Source organism: bacterium, assembly GCA_022616075.1.
Lineage (GTDB): Bacteria > Acidobacteriota > HRBIN11 > JAKEFK01 > JAKEFK01 > JAKEFK01.
In genome coordinates this window covers 1-20,342 of record JAKEFK010000132.1, presented here as the reverse complement: position 1 = coordinate 20,342, position 20,342 = coordinate 1, and the positions used below count along the sequence as shown (strand labels likewise).

The window sequence follows — 20,342 nt, the reverse complement described above, 5'->3', positions numbered from 1 at the left end:
CAAGGATTGGGAAGATGGGAGGAAGCTGTCACTCATCACAAAAAAGCGATTGCGATGAATCCAGGATACTTGAAATTTTATAACCTCGGAATCGCGTATGGAAAAATGGGGAATTACAAGGAAGCAATCGAAGCTTTTCAGAGCTCGATCCGCTGGAAGCCGGATTATGCGGAAAGCTACTACAACCTGGGTGTTGCGTATTACAAACTGATGCACTGGCCTGACGCGATTGAAAATCTAAAACTTGCGGTTCAAAAACATCCGAATCATGCAAGAGCTCACCTCGCATTGGGATTGGCTTATCTCGCAAAGGGAGAGCGGATTCTCGCCCGCAAACAATATGAAATCCTGCGCGAACTCGACCCGGAATTGGCCAAGAAGATGAAGTAGCGCGGACGTCTCGTCTGCGCCAAGCCTGCAGGCGAGACGCCCGCGCTACAACTCACAAAATTTACATTTGCATAACATTCGTCCGATTCAGCGTGCTATTCTGAAAAAACATCAGAGTCTGACGACCCACATTTCTGAACTGAACGAAGATCAGACAGAACGACGCGGATGTTGATCTCCAAAAACAACCCGCGGCTGCGCGGGTACACATTCCTTAAGGGTTCGCCTAACGCCCACTTTCGGGAGGGAACATGTCCAATCAAGCACTCCGATTTGCAGTCCCGTTTCTCATTTTTATTGCTTTTGCAACAATCATTCACGCGCAAACACAGACCGGCGGCATCGTAGGAAATGTTTTGGATTCCGAATCAAATCCGGTTCCCGCCGCCGCCGTAAGCCTCAACAGTCCCGCTCTGATACGCGGACAGATGACGACACAAACCGACGGGGACGGCTACTATAGATTCAGTAATCTTACTCCCGGAAGTTATCGCCTGGAATTCTCGATGCAGGGATTTCGTACACTGGTGCGTGAGGGGATCGTTGTCCGTGTTGGCGCGACCATTTCCGTAAATGTCACACTGCAGGTAAATCCGGTAGAAGCGGCATTGGTGGTATCGGGTGAATCTCCGGTTGTTGATATTAAACAAACTACTGTCGGAACGCACTTTTCCGAAAAAATGCTGGAAGAAGTGCCCAACGCACGGGATATCTGGAGTTTGATGGAACAAACCCCGTCCGTCATTACGGACAAGATTAATGTGGGTGGCATTGAAAGCGGTCTGCAAAGCTTGTTTTCCGCAAGAGGAGGATCGTGGCAGCAAAACCAGTTTAATCTCGATGGAATCAATGTTACCGATCCAGCAGCTATCGGCGCGACCGATTTCTATTTTGATTTTGATACTTTTGAAGAGGTCCAGGTAACAACAGGGGCAACATCTGCCGAAGTTACTGTGCCGGGAGTTTTCATCAACGTCATCACCAAAAGCGGCGGGAATGATTTTCATGGCGGCGCAAAATTCTTGTACGAAGATGAAGCGTTTCAAGCCCACAATCTAAATGACGAATTGATTGACGCATTTGGACTGACCCCGGAGGTTCAGGATCTATTTCAGCGAATCGATTATCTTTCGGATGTCAGTTTCCAGATAGGTGGCCCGATCAAAAAAGATAAACTCTGGTTTTTTGGGTCATTCCGGGATCATCGCATTCATCGCGGTGTTCCGTTCTATCCGGTGGCGGAAGGAACAGACATCAAATATTCCTTGCTGAAGGGAACTTACAACATCAATCAAAACAACACGATTACCGGCTTATGGGGTGGGAACTGGTATTACAAACCGGATCGCGGCGCGGTCGATTTCGGAGGAGCATTTGTTACACCGGAATCTACATGGATTGAAGATGATGTCTCCCATGTATTTCAGTCCACCTGGAATTCTGTGTTGGGAGACAATGCATTGCTGGATGCAAGAGTCAGTTTTGTCCATTTGACTTTTCCGCTCATCATCAAAAACGACAACGCGTCGCACCAGGAGTTGACCACATACCAGATTCTTGAGGCTGCGTATCTTGGCTTTGATCAGCTCCGCAGACGTCTGCAGATCAACGGATCTCTATCGTATTATGTCGATAACTGGTTGGGCGGAAAACACGATGTGAAGGTAGGTTACGACATCCAACATGCGTTTGATGACACAACTGCCACGGCAAATGACGATTTGTTCTATCTTGATTTTCAGGGCCAACCACTTCTGGTGATTGAATGGAATACACCCGTAAATACAAAAGATCGCATCAAGGACTACGCTTTCTTCGTGCAAGATAGTTACAGACTTGGAAAAATGGTGATCGATGCAGGTGTCCGGATCAATTTCGCTAATGGCCGTTTGCCCGAACAAAGCAGCCCGGGGGGTGCTTTTTCACAAGCACGAAGCTTCTCCGAGGTTTCCGATATTCCCAACTGGAAGACAATAGCCCCACGACTGGGATTTATTTACGATGTCTTTGGCGATGGCAAAATGGCAATCAAAGCAAACTACGCTCGCTATTTTGCGCAATTGGGAATTGGTTATCCGGATTATCAAAACTTTGGAGGACTCGGAGGGCAAGTCTTCTTTTGGGCTGATACAAATGGAAACGGACGTTTGGATCCTGGAGAAGAACAAGGTGGACCGATCCAGCGTTTCGGAGGCGCATTCGGTCCCGGTGAACAAGGCGTGAATCTTGTAGATCCAGACTTAAAGCGTCCAAAAACCGATGAATTTACGATAGGTTTCGATCGGGAATTGGCCCGCGACATGTTGCTTACGGTAAATTTCATCTATCGAAAAGATACGGATCTCCAAGAAGACATTAACACCGGCGTTCCTTTCAGCGCTTTTAGTCCCGTTATTGTGACCGATCCGGGGCCGGATGGAGTTCTGGGAACTTCCGATGATGGTGGAGAAGTCGTTGTCTTTAACCAGGATCCTGCAACGCTAGGTCAGGACGCGTTCTTGCTCACAAATCCTGACGGTCTTGAAGCGGATTACAGGGGTGTTGAAATCCAGGTGAACAAACGTTTCTCCGATAAGTGGCAGATGGTTGCTGGTTTAACGTTTGGAAGAGCAAATACTCTCGCGAAGGGAAGCGGCAGTTTTATCCCTGGCGGCAACGCGGATACCGGTGGACTTGGTACGCCTCTATTCGACAGTCCTAACTCTCTGATCAATGCGGATGGCCGAAGCTACTGGGACCGCCCGGTAATCTTTAAACTGGGAGGGAGCTATTCCGCGCCATGGGACATCGACATCGGAGGATTCATCCGATCTCAAAGCGGAGTTCCTTTCCCAAGACAAATTCAAATCACGGATTTGAACCAGGGACCAATTACGATCTTTGCGGAAAAAGTTGGCGCGACCCGGTTGCCCGCTACAACAACAGTAGATCTAAGTTTTACAAAGAATTTCACGATACAAAACGGAAGATTGGGCGTGAGCCTGGACGTTTTCAACTTGTTCAACGAAAACACTATACAGGATGCTCAAACGTTGTCCGGACCTGCATTCCTGGTTCCGAAAGTAGTTCTCGCGCCTCGCGTTGCTCGGCTTGGCGTTCGATACGATTTCTAGATACCAGTAGCGCGGACGTCTCGTCTGCGCCAGTTCGCAGGCGGGACGCCCGCGCTACTTTGCATGTGCTAATCTTCTTTCATGTGGCGCTCCAGTCTGTTTGTTATATGCGCACTTGGGCTGGCAATCGCCGCAGCAGTTTTTTTCCGTAAACCATCTTCCGAAGCTCCTGCTACTACGAATACGGTAGTAGAAAAACCGAACGTTCTAGTGATCACGATTGACACATTGCGTCCGGATCATCTCGGCGCTTACGGCTACAATAAAATACGCACACCCGTCCTCGATCGCCTCGCCCAAAACGGTGTCCTTTTCCGCCACGCGATCTGCCAGACACCGTTAACTCTCGTTTCGCACAGTTCGATCTTTACAGGGTTAAATCCGAACGTTCATGGCGTTCGAGATAATGCTTACTTCACTCTTTCTTCCAATTTCAAAACTCTCGCAGAGTATCTGAAAGAAGAAGGGTATACAACCGCAGCTTTTATAGGCTCTGCAATTCTGGACCGGCGCCACGGTCTTGCTCAAGGTTTCGATTGGTACTCGCGATATCAACCAACGATCGTGGTGGGGATGGAGTCGCAAAGACGCGCCGAGGAAGTTGTATCCGAAACCCTGGACTGGCTACAAAAACGGGCAAAAGGTAAAACCCCTTACCATTTATGGATCCACCTGTATGATCCACACACTCCCTACGACGCTCCTGAGCCGTTTCGATCGGAATATTCAACGTCCCCTTATGACGGGGAAATAGCCTACACGGATCATGTTCTGGGAGTCCTGCTAAAACAATTGGAGGAGATCGAATTCTTACAAAACGCTCTCGTTGCAGTCATGGGGGACCATGGAGAGAGTCTCGGAGAGCATCGTGAATCCGATCATGGATTTTTCGTTTATGACGCAACAGTAAAAATTCCATTCGTTTTATCATGGCCCGGACACCTGCAGTCCAGAGTCGTGGAAGAGCAAGTTCAGTCAATCGATATTTTGCCCACGATCGCCGATCTTCTGGGCTTTAAAACAGACGGCTCTGTTCAGGGCAAAACCATGAGAGCCCTTTTGGAAGGAAGGGAAACGGACACGCCGCCGGCTTATTTGGAATCGCTGACTCCCAAGCTTTATTACAGTTGGAGTGAGTTGACTTCGCTCCGCACGAATGATTGGAAGTACATTGAAGCTCCCGATCCGGAACTTTACAACTTGAAGGACGATCCAGAAGAGTTGCGCAATCTAATCGCCGAAAGCCCGGATCAGGCGCGGCAAATGCGCGAACAACTCATGAAACTCATCGCGATTGGCCAGAAAGCGCAGGACAAGCAAGCCGAATCGCTGGATGCTGAGCGTCTCGAGCAACTTGCATCACTGGGATATATCGGAGCGACAAATCCGGCAGCCATGATGAATGCCAGTTCGAACATCGATCCCAAATCGAAAATCGAGGACTATTTATTGCATCACAAGCTCGTGCCGGAGGCGATCGGATACATCGATCAGTCACAATACCAAAAAGCCCTTCAACTACTGGGCAAAGTCAAATCGAAATTCCCGAACAGTTTCGTTCTGTACTGGTACATCGGACTTTGTCATGCAAAGCTCAATCGATTGGAGGACGCGCGCAAAGCGTACTCTCACACAATCGAATTGAACCCATACTTCGGCCGGGCTTATACGGATCTCGCTCTCACGCTGGAGCTGCAGGGGCACCATCAAGAAGCCATGAAACTTCTGGATACTATCCCGTCAACAGCCCTCTCAATAACCGATGTTGACTTCACACGCGGAGAGATTCAAATGCATCATGGGAGTTTTGGAGAAGCGGAACGATTTTATCGTTCGTCGCTCCAGTCCGATCCCCAAAATTCGGAAACCGAATATGCGCTGGCGCGTCTTTATCTCGCAACCGGCCGGATTGATGAAGCAGTAACAAAAATGCATGCACTGGCGCGTATCCACTATCCTTCGGAAGATGTGTACTATTCACTTTCAGCGATATATCTGAAGATGGGTAACCTGCAAGAAGCTGAAAAAGTACTGCATCAGTGGCAGGAAATTTTTCCCCGGAGCGCAGCAGCATCTTACCGATACGGAATCTTCCTTGCCGGCAAAGGGGATCGCGAGCAGGCGATTTCGTATCTAGAAAGAGCTGTTCGAATCGATCCTTCGTTGAAAGAAGCCCAGCAGGCCCTTGCCGATATCAAGAAAGGTGCTAATTCATCCTGAAGTCCATAATGGAAAATTGGAGTTAGTGACTACACTGAAAGCACAAAATCTACATCTTCGGCCGGTACTGCCCGATTATACGCTCGGCTTGAGGTACCAGATAGTTGATCATCTCGTTCAGGGCGACTGGTTTTAACACATAATGCGGTAATTCTTGAAAGGTGCTGACGCTTCTAAGGATCGTTGCAAAATTCAACCTGTTTTCTGCTTCATCAAATGCTCCATCCTTTTCCTTCGCCCGCTCCATTAGATACTCCAAGCTAAAGCTTGGTTCTTTCTTCAGAATAAAATACAGATCGCAGTAATCTTTGAATTCACTTGGCCCTCGATGAAGAATAGTACAGACCTTGTTGACTGCTATGTCCAGAAAAGAATCGACAACAATGCGATCAAAATTAACAGTTGCCGCCAATGCGGGCATATCCTTTGAGGCAAATTCCAGCTTAAGAGGCGGTTCGAGCGTGCCTTCTTCCTTAATCCAGATTCTTACAAGATCATCCTTTATCTCTTGCGAACTAATAACAATATTTGCCGGAGCAAAGTACTCGGATATATTTTGTACGATACCGAAAAAAGGTTTGTCTTCGCGTGTAAACAAATCGAGATCTTCCGATTTACGGTGTTGCAGATAGAATTCCGATAGAGCCGTCCCTCCCGTTAAATAAAAGCCTTGATTGCCAAGGTCGTTGTTAAAGAGTGTCTGCAGAACTTTGCCTTGCAACGGAGTTAAAATTTTAAACTCCACGTTCCCACACCTCGAGTGCGCTTTCGAGCATGCGTCGCTTTTTGTCAGGTAAATCGACGATAGGCAATACTTCCTTGATATCTTCCGTCGTGAGGTTTCGCATAATGTCTTCCCACTTTGCATATTTAAGGAATCTGCCGATAGCCCAAATTCGGTGTGACGAATTCTTGTCTTCGATGAATTTCCTCAAGTCATCCAACCCTAAGTCATATTCCCAGACTATATTTCGATCGACTTCTTCTCTTAGCCTTTCTAACGCTTCACGTAATCTAAGGCGTACTACCGGTGGAAGATTCGGATCGCCCAAACGTTTTTCGACTTCGCGCCGCCTCGCCTCGTGGAACTCAGATTCAGGAACAGAGATTACAGTTCCATATCCCTTAATGCCACCAACCAAGTAACCGAACAATACATCATCATCTGGGTAAAGCTGGATTAATTCGTCAAAAAGATTCCAAAAGAGTTCACCGTGTGCTCGCGTGGTCCAAAGCGCTACGATTCTCGCTGTGGCCCGCGAAGTCTTCGCCAACGCGAGAAGCGTTTTACTGTCTTCATCTGAATTAGGGGTTACTGCGTTATCGATGTGAAATCTGCTTCCTACATTTGTTAGAGTCACGTCAGTCAATATCTGAAAAAACACGGCACGTCGGCTCCTTTGCAAGGTGGAGCAAAATTGATGGTTGGGCATAAAAGGGTTCCATCTGTCTTCCCAGACTGAACGTCCAACAATGATTTTAAACAACTCAATCCCGAGATCCGGATTGGATATTGCGAGTTGTGATGCAAGTTCGTCGAAATCAGACTCGTGACCTTTTCGAAGGATCGGAGGGTCAAACATCAAAGCTCGCCAACCAAGACTCTCAAGCTCTGTCGTAAGTTCTTTATCCATCCGTATCCACCAGGCCAATAAAAGCACAACTACATAAGCTTTACTTTCGTCAACCTTGAGTGCCTCTGTAAGAACCGAATCCAATTCGCCTGCGCTGAACGTTCCAACCCATGGTTCTAACTCAGCTAAATACGACACTTCGAGGTGGCCGGACTTTAATTCAGAAACAATTAGTTCGCTAGCCCAACGACTGTCGAGTCTAAGAGCCGCTTGAATGGCAGCTCTCGAATCAATCTTTCTTTTCTCTAAGAGAACTTGGACTTCAGTCTTCGATGCTTGCTTCTCTCGCTCAGCAACGCCACTCCAATAGTCCGCAAACAATTGAGTGCCATTTAATTGGGCCCCAACTGCTTCAACTTTGGCTGTGAATAATTTGTCCATGTCAAGCTGACCGAGATATTTGAAGAAACGACTTTGCCATAGGGAATAGGTAGGCAACAACTTTGATATCAATTCCTCAGTAAGCAGTAAGGGCTGAAGCACTGCCTCGCGGGCAAGCCTCTTCAGTATCTGAAATCTTTCCTCGGGCTCTACCCAAGAGCGGATGCGCGCCTTGGTCCAAAGCATCAGCCTGGTGGCAAAACTTCCCCCTTTCTCCAAACGTTCCATAATCTGGTTTAGTTCGTTAACAAATTGCGTCAGCCTCTGCACTTCCATAGCTGATTGTTTCTCATTGCGAATTTGCCAGTTTAGGGCATGTAACGCATCGCCCATCGGTTCCAATATGTCGTTAAGCTCAATTCCATCGGTATCGGTCTCCACTTTCGTAGCAATCTTGTCGAAGATCTGTAACGCTTTTTCGGGGAGAAGGTATGAAAGATGTGCAGCAGTTTCGGCAAGTGTAGAACGAAGAGCCGAAGCAGTTTCTAAGTCAGGCTCAAGGTCGGCCATCTTTTGTAACCACCCAATGAGTTCTTGGATATAGGCATCGACCTTTTCATATGTCAGCGGTCGCGGATGAGGCACAGTGGAAACTGTCTCTCGCAGAAAGAAAAATCCACCTACATGGGGAACGGCAGCTGAAACGATTGAAGCGAGAAGCAATTTCTGATTTCGGTTGAGTGATTCGGAAATCAAAGCGCGAAACAGATCCAATCTTTCGTTTAATGACAGGGTTACCTGCGGCTGCAATGGATGAAAGAATTCGCGCAACAAACTCTCAGCTTCTTCTAAAACCGGGCTTCCCTCCAATTGTTTCACCAATCCCCAAAGCGTGATGATGGCATTAGCGGATGTTTTTGAATGAAAGGCTAATTTCTCTAGAATCTGAACTATTTGGCGTACGTTCCTTTCGGATGCCGAACCGAATGACATCGAGTGACACAGGGACGCAATTTTCTCCATTGTTCGGCCGGGCGTTGAATCAGCAACTAGAGCCAAGAGACCTATGTTTTCGAGAATCTCTTCCTGAGACTGGAACAACCCTTGCATTACAAATAAATTCTCGAAGAAGATTTGAACTTCTTGAGAATGGAGTTCATGAAGTTCATTGAGTCTTTTTATCAGTCGGTAACGACCAGATTCATCAAGTTTTGCGAACAATAAGAACAGCTTGTCGCTTTGGCGTTTCAATAATTCAGAAGCAAGATGGGTAGCAAGGATTGGAAACGTAACACGCACAGAAGTTGAAGACCGTGTTATAACGCCAAGTTCCTCCAATTTATCTAGGGTTAGCAAAGCCCTGTTTTCAGTACGACCTTCTCCGAAGATTCGACACATCAATGACAGCTCTGATGCATTACCCGCAACATTAACGTGAGTTAAGAGCGAAAAAAGCCGGAGATAATCAAGCGCCTCTGCACCCACGATTCTCTCAATACGCCTTATGTACTCACGTGCTATTGATTCTTCAAAATCCTCCAAATTACCGATTAGATCCTTCTCCAGCAAAACAGCGGCAAGAATTACTCCTGGAAGTCCGCCTGATTTTCGTAGGACCCGTGCCTCAAAATCTAACGGTAGTTGTATACCCGTAGCCTTAATCAATTCATGACTTTCGACCTCGCTAAGGCCTGTTAGGTTTAGGTACCGAACCCTCGGATCATTCCCGAACAACGGGTCAATGGTAAATCTGGACGGAATATTGATAACAAACTTGAGATTGGGTAGGGTAAGCGCCTCAGCAATCAAGACTCGAGCAAATTCGTCTTCCGGATCTTCTACAATACAGATGACTTCTCTTCTAGCAGCGGTCAACGCTCGATAATCTGCTGGTCTCATCTCAGGTTCCATTGCTTGCACAACATCCTGCGAACGCTGCCGCGTTCCTTCGAGAGTGAATCGTGTCTTGCCCGCGTCGTGAAGGCCAGAAATCACAATAACCCGAATCGAGGAGTCATTTATGTATGATTCAAATTGAGCTAATTCTTTCTTTCTACCTGTAAATGAAATCGCTTCTTTAAAGCCGTGCAGCTTCAGCAATCGTAGGTCACTCTGTGCTTGAAACCATGTTCTTAAACGCAAAGTTGTGAAGTAAGCCGTTCTGAGATGAGTAAGATCATTCAACAACGCTTGAAGAATACCAGCATCCACGATCTCAATCTGACATCTTTTGCTGTATCCGCTGCGGATGCTTTTTTTGATTCTTTGTTTTTCGCTTGGTATTAATTCCAGATTTACAAAAAGTGTGTAACGATCGGGATGCTTTTTCGTTTTCTCACTTACACTTAACAAGGCACCTTTTAGATCATTTTCAAGAGATGACACAATCGCTTTTTGATCTCTGGCCATCCTATCTCTTTTCTTCACTTGGAACACGTTCAAGCCCGGGCTAACCAAAGGCGACGTAACCTGGGTGCTTGGCAACTCAACACGCCATTCGGCATCGATACCCTGGTCCTTTGTGTTTTCACGGACGTTAAAATCCGGCAATGAGCATGCCGCTTGATTTGAGACGGCCCAAATCAGGTCATAACACATCCGCGCAAAGTGATCTCCGGTCCACGCACTAGTGATGGCTTCTATATTGTGATGATCTATCGCTTGTCCTATTAAAATGGGCATTTATAACCTATCGTTGAATAATACAATAATGTGGACAAGCGAGCACACCTTGTCTCCCCCAGGAGTTGACGCGTTAGACATCATCAGAATGCAATGAAACTGTCGACAGGATAACGTAAGCAACACTTTCTTGGAACTATCAGCGGCAGGAGATTTTTTCCCGGAGTACATCAGCAAAAGAAGCCGAAGCAGCCCTTGCCGCAATCAGTAAAGCGAGATTCAAGGTATCGGCTTGAACTTCGGAGGACCTAGCGATAATCGAACACCACTGACATCCTTTCCGTTAAAGAAATCAACAATTGCTGCGCGTACAGCTTCGTTTGGCAACGCGTCTTCGTGCCCGGCATATTCAACAATAATGTGAGTTGCATTCGAAAAACCCCAGCGCACTTCTTCGGCCTGATAGGGAGGAGTGTTGCTGTCCAATGTTCCGCTGATGAATAAGGTTCGCGTGCTTGAGACAATCGGCGAGCGATAGTCATCACCTAAATCAGGATTGCCCCAGATACTGGCGTCTTGATTCGGGAAATTGACGACCTCACCCAATATCGCTTTTGGAGTTTCTTTCCTTATCTGTGCCAGCCGTTCGGCGGTCGCTCCTGACGAAAGCTCCATCAATATATACATTCCGGAGACACGGCGACCAAACTGGTTGTATCGCTTTTCCACGTACTTGGTCAGCAGCGAAGAATCTCCTTTGTCGATCGTGTAAAAGAGCGCCGGAAACTCCGGGAAGTCATTTCGGTCTCCCACATCCATTCGTACGATCAGCTGCAATCCGAACTTTCCTACCGGAACATTCACAGGTTGTTTTGTGGCCTGATTCTGAACAGTCACCGTCACCGGCTCTTTTTCCAATCGAGTAAGAACCTTTTTTAGCAGCGCCAACATATCAGGAACTTTTGCTCTGATATCAGGATCTTGAGATGCAAGCTGAGAGAGTTTCTGAAGCTGAATATCATACGTTGAGGGAAGCTTAACGCTGTGATTGGGGCCTTCTGTTCCGATCAAGACTACGGAGTCAAGATGCGGTGAATGGCGGCGAATCGTTGCCAAACCAAGATGAGTTCCGTAACTGAAGCCAAGCAAACTGATCTTTTTAACTCCAAGGCCAATCCTTAAATCATTGAGATCGTCCGCACTCTCAACAGAGTTATAACCTGCGAAATCGAATCCTTCCTTTTTGAACCACTCAGCCGCCTGCAAGCTCAATTGCCGATAGTTCGCCTCCATTTTCTCCTGCGATAGAAAGACGTCCGGCGGCAATGAGACGGATGAGTTCCAGAGAAAATTGGGAGTCGATCGTCCGATACCGCGCTGATCCATCAGGATAATGTCGTTGTTTTTGCGCAGTACTTGAAAGAGACTCTCCATCCAGGGAAGCCACATTTCGTTGATGGCTGACCCTCCGGGACCGCCCGGCAGATAAACAATCGGTGGGCCAGAGTTTGGAGAATCGCTTTTCAATCTGACAACCGCGAGTTCGATCATTCGACTGCCCGGCCTGGACCGATTTTCAGGCACACGCAGCTTCCCCATCTCAACAATTTTCTTTGCATCTCTACCAGTAAGTTCGGTTGACTCAAAATCAATTCTTCCGCTTTTTGCCGTGTCATTTGCACCTGCCAGGAAAAAACACGGCAATACAACAAGAAAGAAGGCTATCGTTTTATACATTCACACTCCTTAACCGCTTGGAGAGAAATTCTATGCAACCAAACGGCATATGGTCTTTCACGTTCGAAAGATTTGTTCTGAAATTAAGAACGGAGCATGGTGCGGTACTGAGCCGGAGTCTGGCCGGTCAGCCGCTTGAAGATTCGAGTGAAATGAGATTGGTTCGAGAAACCAGCAGCAAAAGCTATATCGATCAAAGAATCGTCTGTTTGAGAGATCCGGCGGCGAGCAAAGTCGATTCGCAGCCAGCGAACATATTCACCGATGCTGCAATGATGCCGCTGCCGAAACGAGTTTGCGAGATAAACGGGATGCACGCCTACCAAACGGGCAATCTCAGAAAGAGAGAGGCGTTCTGAAAAACGATCGTGGAGAATTTCTCTGGCCTGTTCAAGCCAGTGTGAGCTTGTGAGTACGGACCTCCGGTCGCTTCGAGCAAGCTCCGCAATCACTTCAAGCATCAAACCCTCGACCGCGAACGGCGTTATATCATCTGTTTGATGCAACTCATGACGCATTCTGTTCAGGAGCGAAACGGTTAACGGATTTTGATGGAGATTCGGACAAGTTACCGGTAGGGAGCAACTGCGCATACGTTCGAGCCACTCCTGATTCAATTCAATAATGAAGGAACGTCCCTCCTGAATTCCATAATCATCCGAATGGGATTCACCACCCGGCTGGAATTTCAGATGAGAAGGCCTGCATTCCAGACGCAATTTCCCGTACGATTCGATGTATCCCCCTTTCAAAATCAAACAGAAACTGGATCTTGGATGCCAGTGTCTTGGTAGCTTTACCTGCGGAGTATAAGTGGCCTCGATCAAGGTCAAACCGCTATACGTGTGGGATGTCCTTATCTGGCCGTAATAAGGACGGCCGACTGACTGTGGACTCATGTCGGCACAATCATATCATGTGAGGTCTCAGATTGCCTACCAAGAAGAAGGTTATAACAATACCACAAAATGTTATATCATTACTACATAGGAGTTGAATATGAAAATTGGATTACGGGAGGCGAATCTTCATTTTTCCAGGTATATACAGCATGTTCGGGAGGGCAATCAGGTCATTTTAACGGAAAGAGGCGAGCCGATCGCCGTTATTAAACCGGTAAAAGCGGGTAAAGGTGACATGGAGAGCCGCTTGCGAATCCTGGAAATGCAAGGACTGCTCCGTCGCGGCATGACTGGCCCTTTCCGGCCTCCACGCGCAGTACGAATCAGCGGAAAAGCACTATCGAACATTGTAACGGACGAGAGAGATTCAAGGTTTTAGAATGAGACGCCCGTGGGTATACCTTGACAGTAGCGCCTTCGCAAAACTTTTTACATACGAATCCGGTTCGCAGGAGGTTCGGGGGATTTCGCGAAAAAGCCGGATAATATTGAGCTGCATTACAGGAGTCGAATGCATTTCGGCTCTTTCGCGCAAAAAGGCTGAAGAAGGAATGAAGGAAGTTGTATTTGAGAAGATCGTAGAAATGATTCGCACGAGTCTTGCGAAGATTGACCTCATCCGTTTGAGCGACGAAGTTCTAATCCGGGCAGAAATGGTGGTTCTTGTGAGCGCCGTTCGAGCTCTTGATGCGCTCCATCTGGCGTCGGTATTAGAGTTTCAGAACGAGACAGGAATTCGGCTTCTGCTTGTAACGGCTGATCGAAAACAGGAAGCGGCGGCTAAACTCCATGGAATTCGTACGAAGCTTGTCTAATAGCTACTCAGAGAGATCTCTCTTAAACAAGAGTTATGAAGCGGTACCAGGAATTTTGAAGAAGTAGTATCGTCGTCGGTTAGCGGATTCCGATCAAAACAAAGGGGGCCCAGTAATAAGGATGGCTGTACTTCTGATTACGGATCATCTCCAGCCGGGTCTGTTTCAGACCTGCCGTTTTGTCGTGCCCTTTTTGCAGGCGGTTCTTGTAAAACGTTGTCATGAAGTCTGCTGTGGAACGGTCGTTCACGTTCCAGAAACTCACGAGAACCGTGGATGCGCCGGCCGCGAAGAATGCTCTCGCAAGTCCCGTAACTCCTTCTCCGCGAATCTGCCGGCCAAGTCCCGATTTACAAGCAGAGAGTACGATGAGATCTGCATTTAGTTTCAAATCGAAAACTTCGCGCATAGAAAGAAAACCGTCCTCATCATTGCCAGCATCTAGGAGAAGCGCGGAAAGCTGCGGGCGCTCTTCATCAATCAGTCCATGACTGGCAAAGTGTACAGTACGATACTGATCAATTCAGTGCGAAGTATGGAAGCTTTGTAAAATCAAATTTTCCAGAGGGCTTGACGGAAGCAGTAAGAAGGGCCTCGAAAGGTAAATAACTCAGAGGACCGTCCGGAGCCAGGATTAGCTTTTTTCCCTTGATGATGGATCCCGTTGGTTTAAGAATCTCGTTATAGAGGAGTGCGCCCAGCTCTGCATAACGTCTGAACGAGCGGTGTGTGGATTCCCAGTACTCTTCCGGCTGCTGAAGTGTGACCAGAAAGTCATGGATCTGCTGAAGGAGCTTTTGACTTTCCGGTAGCCGGAACACGCGACAATCTTCAAGCGTCACGGCAAAGACAAGCGATTCTTTGTTGCCAACAAAATAATCCAGGAGAACAGTTTGATCATCAAGCAAGGCTTGAGCTTCGGATAATTTCAGAGGAGAAGGATTGTGTAAAGACGCAAGTCGTGGATTCTTTCTGCGGATCTGGATCATCAAATCCGCATATTCGGCATCGGTTCTGTTTCGCGTGCTTTTTAACTTTTTGATCTCGTTGATATTGGGATGTTCTGATTCGTATTGTTCTTTGATCTGTCCATTCAGACTGATCAAAGTTGCAAGCAGTTTTCGTTTTTGCTTGTAATCAGAAGGATCCATGTCCGACTGTGGATCGATTCGTGTTTCAGTAAGTAGATCCAGAAACGCGCGTGCCTTCGAGCGCTGAACATACTCGTAAGCTTCGGGAATTCTGTTTGTCTTAACGAGACCGGCAATTACGTCTTCATAAACATCAAGTCGTTTTTCCAGATAGGCCGATTTCCGTTCGAGTAAACCGATCCCTTCCCGAATCTGATCGATGATCTCTACTGTTTCTTTCATCCACTGCAGTGATTCTTCCATTTTGCCGAGATCGCGGCTGCAAAGACCTTTGATATATAGAGCGGGCCAGAGAAGATCGCGATTTCCAACTTCTTTTAGAATTTCGACTGCTTTTGTGGTAGCCGCGTCAGACTCAGCCAGATCTCCCTTTTTCCGATAAGCAGACCCAATCATTGCATAGATAGAGCCAATTCCCGGTTTATGTCAAATCGCTTCCTCAATGACAAGCGCTTCTTGATAAATCTCAAGAGCTTTGCTGAGTTGACCGGTCCTTGCATAGATAGTGCCCATCCCTTTTAGATACTCAGCAAGTCGACTCCTTATTCCGGATTCGCGGGCCACGCGAACTGCCCTTTGATAGTGGCTCAGCGCGGCAAAATGGTCACCGGTGCTTTCTGTAATTTCAGCGAGGCTCGCAAGAGCCGCTGCAGCGCCACTTTTTTCTCCAATTTCTTGCATCAGTTTTAGGGATTTTCGTGCATAATCCAGCGCAGCCTCATGGTTACCGATTTCCAGTTCCAGGGAAGCCAGGTTTTCCAGAGTCGCTCCCCGTAAACCTTGATCATTCCTCTCCTCCGCCATCTTCAACGATTGCTGAAGAACCACTAGCGCTTTGTCGTAGTCTCCCATTTGATAATACAAAGAACCGAGGTTCATCATTGTCGTTGATTCTAAAGCACGTTCGCCTGCATCCCGTGAAATGAATGCGCACCGGTTTAATTCCAGCAGTGCCCTCTTAAGATCCCCTTGTTTCCAGTAGATCAATGCCAGATTATGCAGCGCGGTAGACTGCATGAGAAGATCACCCCGCTCTTCTCCTACTTTTTGTGATTTTTCATAACATTCCGCAGCGCGTGGATAATCTGCTTGAGCATGGTAGACCTGACCCAGATTGCTCATTGTATATCCAAGGATCTCCTGATTCCCTCCCGAAGTAGCGACGCTGATCGCCCGCTGATGAAATTCAATCGCCTTTTCAAATTCTGACTTGCGGAAATAAATGTTGCCAAAATTGTTCAACGTTCTTGCAATCCCATCCGAATTTTTTATTTGTTCGTGAATTTCGAGCGCTTGTTGCGACAATTTTAGCGAGTCATCATATTCCCATTGTCGCTGGTAGGCGATCGCAATTTCGGTAAGGTCCAAACCACGCCCTCGCTGGTCGCCTAGATCAGTATGCATCTGAAGGGCGCGGGTCAAAAGGGTTAAAGCCTCGGCAAAATGGCCAAGTCTTCTGTTTGATCGGCCGATTTTGTAAGTGATGTCCGCAACCTTCTGCCGGTCTTGCTGACCTTCGTAGTATTTCAGTAGTGGCTGGAACTTTAAAATGGCTTGTTCAAATCGGGCTTTCTCGTAAAGTGATTCTGCTCCGGCAAGCTGCTGATCAATCTCCTCTGTCGCTGCCTTTGCTGCAATAACGAAGACAGTCAGAAAGAAGAGAATGCAAACTTGTTTCAACGATGCTGGATCCTCAATTGAAATTGCGAGATTTCAGTCTCCATTTCTCCGGTTTTACCGTAAACATACAGCCGGTAATTTCCAGGCGAGAAATAACCTGCCCGCAAATTCACCGAAACAAGAAATGACCCTGGGAATGCCGGAAATTCCTTTTGCCAGATCAATTTTTCCAGTTGATATATCTTCAGCAAATAGCGTTCAAGATCTTCCGCTGGGAGAGATAAAACAACGCTAAAAGTTTTATCGGTATCGCCGAAGATCACATCAATGATTTTCTTTTCTGAGTCGCGTTCTGTTCTGACAGGATAGATCGCTGAAGCCGAAACCGCAGGTTCCAGGAGACTGGCTCTTTCATTATTGAGTGTTTCAATTTGCTTTTGATAGGAAGAAAGGTTCCCAGATAGTTGTTTTGTCAGTTGTAACTCGTGTTCGAGTTTTTCGACTTGGCCAGTGAGGATCAGGCTTCGATAGGACGGATAAATCATCAAGCAGATCAACACCACCGCGAACGCAGTCATATATGCAGGAATTTGGAAACTGGCCCAGAAAGGTTTTGCCTGTGTCGTGGTGGATTGTACGTCTCCCTTGAAAAGTCTTTTCTGGTTTTGATCAAAGATCTTGTCCGTCCTTGAGGAATCCAATACCACACTCGTAACCGCCGTTTCACATTCCTCGAGATCGGCCAGAATAATTGGGCAATGGGCGCACACCTGCAAATGGCTCTGGAATTCCTGCTTCTCGGCCTCGGAAAGCAGACCCTGAAAATAGGAGTGCGCTGTTTCGGCCTGGTCGCAGTCCGGTTCCGGGTGAAAAACTTCATCAAAAGTGAATTTCTCGGTAGTTCGCTTATTCATCTGTTACCCCATTAAATAAGACGAACGGCGGAAGGGGTGAACGTATATTTTTTGCAAGCCATCGTTTTAAATTGTACCGTAAGTCAGAATTGTATGGCGAATCGCTACTGAATCTAGTTCTCGAGTTTCAGGCCGGGGATGCTTTCGAAGTGTTTCGTGTTGGCAGTCACGAGGGTCATTTCTTGTTGAAGCGCCGTTGCAGCAATCAGAAGACCTTCAGCGGAAATTCCCCGATATTAATTCAGTCCGGTTCGCGAGGACTAAGCACGAAATCGATTCCTTCCAGCACCTGAGCAAAACGCGTGTTTGACAGTTTGCCGATTTTCTCGCGCAGACTCTGCCTGTCAACGGTGAAAATCTGAGTCACATTCACGACGCTTTTTCTGGAAAGATTTGCTTCCCCTTTGTTGAGCATCACGTTACCAGGGGAGTATGCCCACTTCAGATTCGTTGTCAGAGCACAGACGATAGCTGTATTCAAACCACTCTTATTCAACAAATTGTTCTGAATAACGAGATAAGGACGTTTGTAACCTGGTTCCGAACCGGAAGGCCGGCCAAGATCGACCCAGAACAAGTCTCCTTGTCGAATCTCCATCAAAAAACTCAGTCACTGGAGAACAGTTTGCGATGGTACTCTTTCATTTGACGAATGTGTTTTTCCTCTTCAGTATCCGGGTAGATTTTTTCAAGCGCCCTGTTTAGTCGCTCGAATAGCCGGCGGTTCTCCTGTTTGCCGATGATTTCTTGAAGTCCCATCGAGAACAACCGGCTTCTCGAAATTCCCAACTCTCTTGCCATTTTCTCCGCCTTATCGAACAGATCTTTGTCAATCGAAATACCGGTTTTTATACGCATTTTTATACCATATGTTAGACAAAAGTATAACTTCTTCACCAGACCAAAGCAACGAGGCGGCGCTTTGCTGCGTATCGCTATACACGCAACTGTAGCGGCAAACTCCATGTTTTCATTCGAGTGCCCTAAAATAGATTAAGTTATGACAAAATATGTAGCTCTGCTTCGCGGGATAGCTCCTTCAAACCCGAATATGCGCAACGATAAGTTGCGTGGTTTTTTTGAGAACCTTGGCTTTGCCAATGTTCAAACTGTGATTTCCAGTGGGAATGTCCTGTTTGAAACCGGCTCAAAAGACGTGATAGGACTCGAGATAGCCATTGAAAAAACGCTTCCGCTGAAACTCGGTTTTTCAAGCGCCACGATCATTCGCAGCCGCGAACAATTGCAGGATCTTGTAGATAAAAATCCGTTCAAAGGAATTCAAGACACGCCCAGGTCACGTTTGAACGTCACTTTTTTAAAGAGACATTCGGAAACAAAACTGAAGTTTCCTTATACAGCAGAAAATAAAACTTTCAAGATATTCGGGCTGTACGACCGCGCAATCTGCAGCTCAATAGACCTTACTGGCGCAAAAACACCCAACTTGATGAGCTGGCTTGATAAGCAGTTTGGCAAGGAAATTACCACCCGTACCTGGAAAACAGTTGAGAGAATCCTGAAAAAACTAAACTCTTGAGGGTCCAAATGCCAGACTGTGCCGTTGTAAATGGAGCCACGGGGAATCGAACCCCGATTCCGTGGATGCAAACCACGTGTTCTCCCGTTAAACTATGGCCCCAAGCAAGATTGCAGATTTCAGATTTTCGATTTCAGATTGAACCGCCTTGGGCGGGACGCGCAGACGTACGACGCGACAGACTCGCGACTCGCTAACGCGAAGACGAAAATGGGCCTAAGTGGAGTTGAACCACTGACCTCACGCTTATCAGGCGTGCGCTCTAACCAAATCTGAGCTATAGGCCCCAATGGGATAGTAGATTTTAAGCGCTTAGGCTCTCGTCGTCAAGAGAATCTCAGTTGCACAGTCCTCGGTACTGGCAAGTCAAATCGGAGCTGAAGGTGTTCTGACCGGCCGAGAATTCAAACATACAGGCATCATCGGTGTAGTCCATAAAATTGGTTATCGGATCCAGCCCAGGAGCAGCACACGTATCCCTTCCGTTAGGACAGCCGAAAGCAGCGCTCGCCTCAGCGGGGGTATCAGCGATTTGATCACCTGGTTCATTGCACCCGCCTTGAAACGTGTGATAGAGACCAACCCAGTGACCGGCTTCGTGAGTCAACGTATCCCCTTCATTGTATGGATCGAGTGGTCCTCCAGGTAGAGTCTGATAATGGATCACTACGCCATCCCATACCTTGAACTTTGCGCAATCGCTTGGGAAGTAGGCATATCCAAGCAAATTACTTTTCGGTTTCAGAGAGTAAACGTTCAGGTCAGCGCAAGTCCCATCGCGCAGGGCACTCTTCATCGACTTCTCCGCACCACCATTAAACCAGGTAGCATTCGTGGTTCGGTCGACCGAAACAAGATTAAAGTTGAAATTGGTAAATGCGTTGTTCAACACGTTCATCTGAGCAGTGATCCAGCTATCCGGAATATTTCCTCCTTCCGCCGTTTCATCTTTCTTAAGAACATGAAAATAAACATTGACTGTCGGAGCGCCACCACCGGGAGGTCTAACGGCCGCGCGGAAGTTTTCCTGCAACCAGGCCAGGCGTGCCTTTTCGATTGCAACAACCTCATCCTCATATACGATGCGAGTGCCGCAGCGGAGGCCCTTGAGTTTAAATTCCTCTTTTGTTAATCCTACCCTTTTCTCAAAGTCGCCAGCGCTAAGTGAAAAACTTAATGCTAGAAACGCGATCAGTGCGAACAAAGATGTGGTCCTTTGCATCATCCCGATTTCCTCCTTTCCATGAAATTTAGTCTCGAAAGCAAAAAAGGCGAACCTTTCGGTTCGCCCTTTTTTTCAGGGAATTCTTCTTAATATCCCCGAGGGAGCTTTTAAGATTGCAAATACTTTGCCCCCACTAAT

At 47.2% G+C, this 20,342-nt stretch carries 17 protein-coding genes, 2 tRNA genes and 1 pseudogene; 6 read left to right on the top strand and 14 right to left on the bottom strand.

Going from position 1 to position 20,342, the window contains the following annotated elements:
• The 3 genes from L0156_10735 to L0156_10725 all read left to right on the top strand — a co-directional run.
• Window positions 1-390 (top strand): tetratricopeptide repeat protein (locus tag L0156_10735; GenBank protein MCI0603473.1); only part of this gene is annotated, 390 nt, incomplete at its 5' end.
• 251 nt (window positions 391-641) lie between these two features.
• Window positions 642-3,503: a TonB-dependent receptor gene (locus L0156_10730; GenBank protein MCI0603472.1), complete on the top strand. Its 2,862-nt coding sequence runs from the start codon at window positions 642-644 to the stop codon at window positions 3,501-3,503.
• Window positions 3,504-3,584: 81 nt separating this feature from the next.
• Complete coding sequence (locus L0156_10725; GenBank protein MCI0603471.1) at window positions 3,585-5,723, top strand: sulfatase-like hydrolase/transferase; 2,139 nt, start codon at window positions 3,585-3,587, stop codon at window positions 5,721-5,723.
• Between the two features lie 49 nt (window positions 5,724-5,772).
• Here L0156_10725 and L0156_10720 read toward each other — a convergent pair whose 3' ends face one another.
• The 4 genes from L0156_10720 to L0156_10705 all read right to left on the bottom strand — a co-directional run bounded on the left by L0156_10720 (window position 5,773) and on the right by L0156_10705 (window position 12,936).
• Window positions 5,773-6,468 (bottom strand): nucleotidyl transferase AbiEii/AbiGii toxin family protein, encoded by a 696-nt coding sequence (locus L0156_10720; protein ID MCI0603470.1) that lies wholly within the window; start codon window positions 6,466-6,468, stop codon window positions 5,773-5,775.
• Window positions 6,458-10,360: a hypothetical protein gene (locus L0156_10715; GenBank protein MCI0603469.1), complete on the bottom strand. Its 3,903-nt coding sequence runs from the start codon at window positions 10,358-10,360 to the stop codon at window positions 6,458-6,460. Before L0156_10715 ends, L0156_10720 begins: the two co-directional genes overlap by 11 nt.
• Before the next feature lie 219 nt (window positions 10,361-10,579).
• Window positions 10,580-12,037: an alpha/beta hydrolase gene (locus L0156_10710; protein ID MCI0603468.1), complete on the bottom strand. Its 1,458-nt coding sequence runs from the start codon at window positions 12,035-12,037 to the stop codon at window positions 10,580-10,582.
• A gap of 83 nt (window positions 12,038-12,120) precedes the next feature.
• On the bottom strand, window positions 12,121-12,936 hold the full coding sequence (locus L0156_10705) for an AraC family transcriptional regulator (protein ID MCI0603467.1): 816 nt from the start codon (window positions 12,934-12,936) through the stop codon (window positions 12,121-12,123).
• Window positions 12,937-13,036: 100 nt separating this feature from the next.
• Here L0156_10705 and L0156_10700 point away from each other — a divergent pair, with 100 nt between their 5' ends.
• Together L0156_10700 and L0156_10695 are read left to right on the top strand one after the other, a co-directional pair.
• Window positions 13,037-13,318, top strand: a complete 282-nt coding sequence (locus L0156_10700) for a type II toxin-antitoxin system prevent-host-death family antitoxin (GenBank protein MCI0603466.1) — start codon at window positions 13,037-13,039, stop codon at window positions 13,316-13,318.
• A 1-nt stretch (window position 13,319) separates the two neighbouring features.
• Window positions 13,320-13,754 carry a type II toxin-antitoxin system VapC family toxin gene (locus tag L0156_10695; protein ID MCI0603465.1) on the top strand — a complete coding sequence of 145 codons (435 nt, stop codon included), beginning with the start codon at window positions 13,320-13,322 and terminating at the stop codon, window positions 13,752-13,754.
• 79 nt (window positions 13,755-13,833) lie between these two features.
• On the opposite strand, the gene L0156_10690 is transcribed toward L0156_10695, so the two are convergent.
• The 7 genes and pseudogenes from L0156_10690 to L0156_10660 all read right to left on the bottom strand — a co-directional run bounded on the left by L0156_10690 (window position 13,834) and on the right by L0156_10660 (window position 18,297).
• Window positions 13,834-14,235, bottom strand: coding sequence for a CHAT domain-containing protein (locus L0156_10690; GenBank protein MCI0603464.1), 402 nt, complete (start codon window positions 14,233-14,235; stop codon window positions 13,834-13,836).
• A gap of 37 nt (window positions 14,236-14,272) precedes the next feature.
• A complete protein-coding gene (locus L0156_10685) occupies window positions 14,273-15,301 on the bottom strand; it encodes a hypothetical protein (protein ID MCI0603463.1) in 1,029 nt (342 codons plus the stop codon).
• A 30-nt stretch (window positions 15,302-15,331) separates the two neighbouring features.
• The gene (locus L0156_10680; protein MCI0603462.1) at window positions 15,332-16,585 is read right to left on the bottom strand and encodes a tetratricopeptide repeat protein; all 1,254 of its coding nucleotides are present in this window, start codon (window positions 16,583-16,585) and stop codon (window positions 15,332-15,334) included.
• Window positions 16,582-17,439 (bottom strand): zf-HC2 domain-containing protein, encoded by an 858-nt coding sequence (locus L0156_10675; GenBank protein ID MCI0603461.1) that lies wholly within the window; start codon window positions 17,437-17,439, stop codon window positions 16,582-16,584. Before L0156_10675 ends, L0156_10680 begins: the two co-directional genes overlap by 4 nt.
• 113 nt (window positions 17,440-17,552) lie before the next feature.
• Window positions 17,553-17,651 (bottom strand): annotated as a pseudogene (locus L0156_10670) (type II toxin-antitoxin system VapC family toxin).
• A 29-nt stretch (window positions 17,652-17,680) separates the two neighbouring features.
• Window positions 17,681-18,037: a type II toxin-antitoxin system PemK/MazF family toxin gene (locus tag L0156_10665; GenBank protein ID MCI0603460.1), complete on the bottom strand. Its 357-nt coding sequence runs from the start codon at window positions 18,035-18,037 to the stop codon at window positions 17,681-17,683.
• 8 nt (window positions 18,038-18,045) lie between these two features.
• A complete protein-coding gene (locus tag L0156_10660; protein MCI0603459.1) occupies window positions 18,046-18,297 on the bottom strand; it encodes a CopG family transcriptional regulator in 252 nt (83 codons plus the stop codon).
• A gap of 142 nt (window positions 18,298-18,439) precedes the next feature.
• Between L0156_10660 and L0156_10655 the strand changes: the two genes are divergently transcribed.
• A complete protein-coding gene (locus tag L0156_10655) occupies window positions 18,440-18,979 on the top strand; it encodes a DUF1697 domain-containing protein (protein MCI0603458.1) in 540 nt (179 codons plus the stop codon).
• Between the two features lie 31 nt (window positions 18,980-19,010).
• Here L0156_10655 and L0156_10650 read toward each other — a convergent pair.
• From L0156_10650 to L0156_10640, 3 genes are all read right to left on the bottom strand, one after another.
• Window positions 19,011-19,081 (bottom strand) — tRNA-Ala (locus L0156_10650).
• 109 nt (window positions 19,082-19,190) lie between these two features.
• Window positions 19,191-19,266 (bottom strand) — tRNA-Ile (locus tag L0156_10645).
• Between the two features lie 50 nt (window positions 19,267-19,316).
• Entirely contained in the window at window positions 19,317-20,204 is an 888-nt protein-coding gene (locus L0156_10640; protein MCI0603457.1) for a zinc metalloprotease, read from the bottom strand.
• Window positions 20,205-20,342 lie beyond the last annotated feature (138 nt).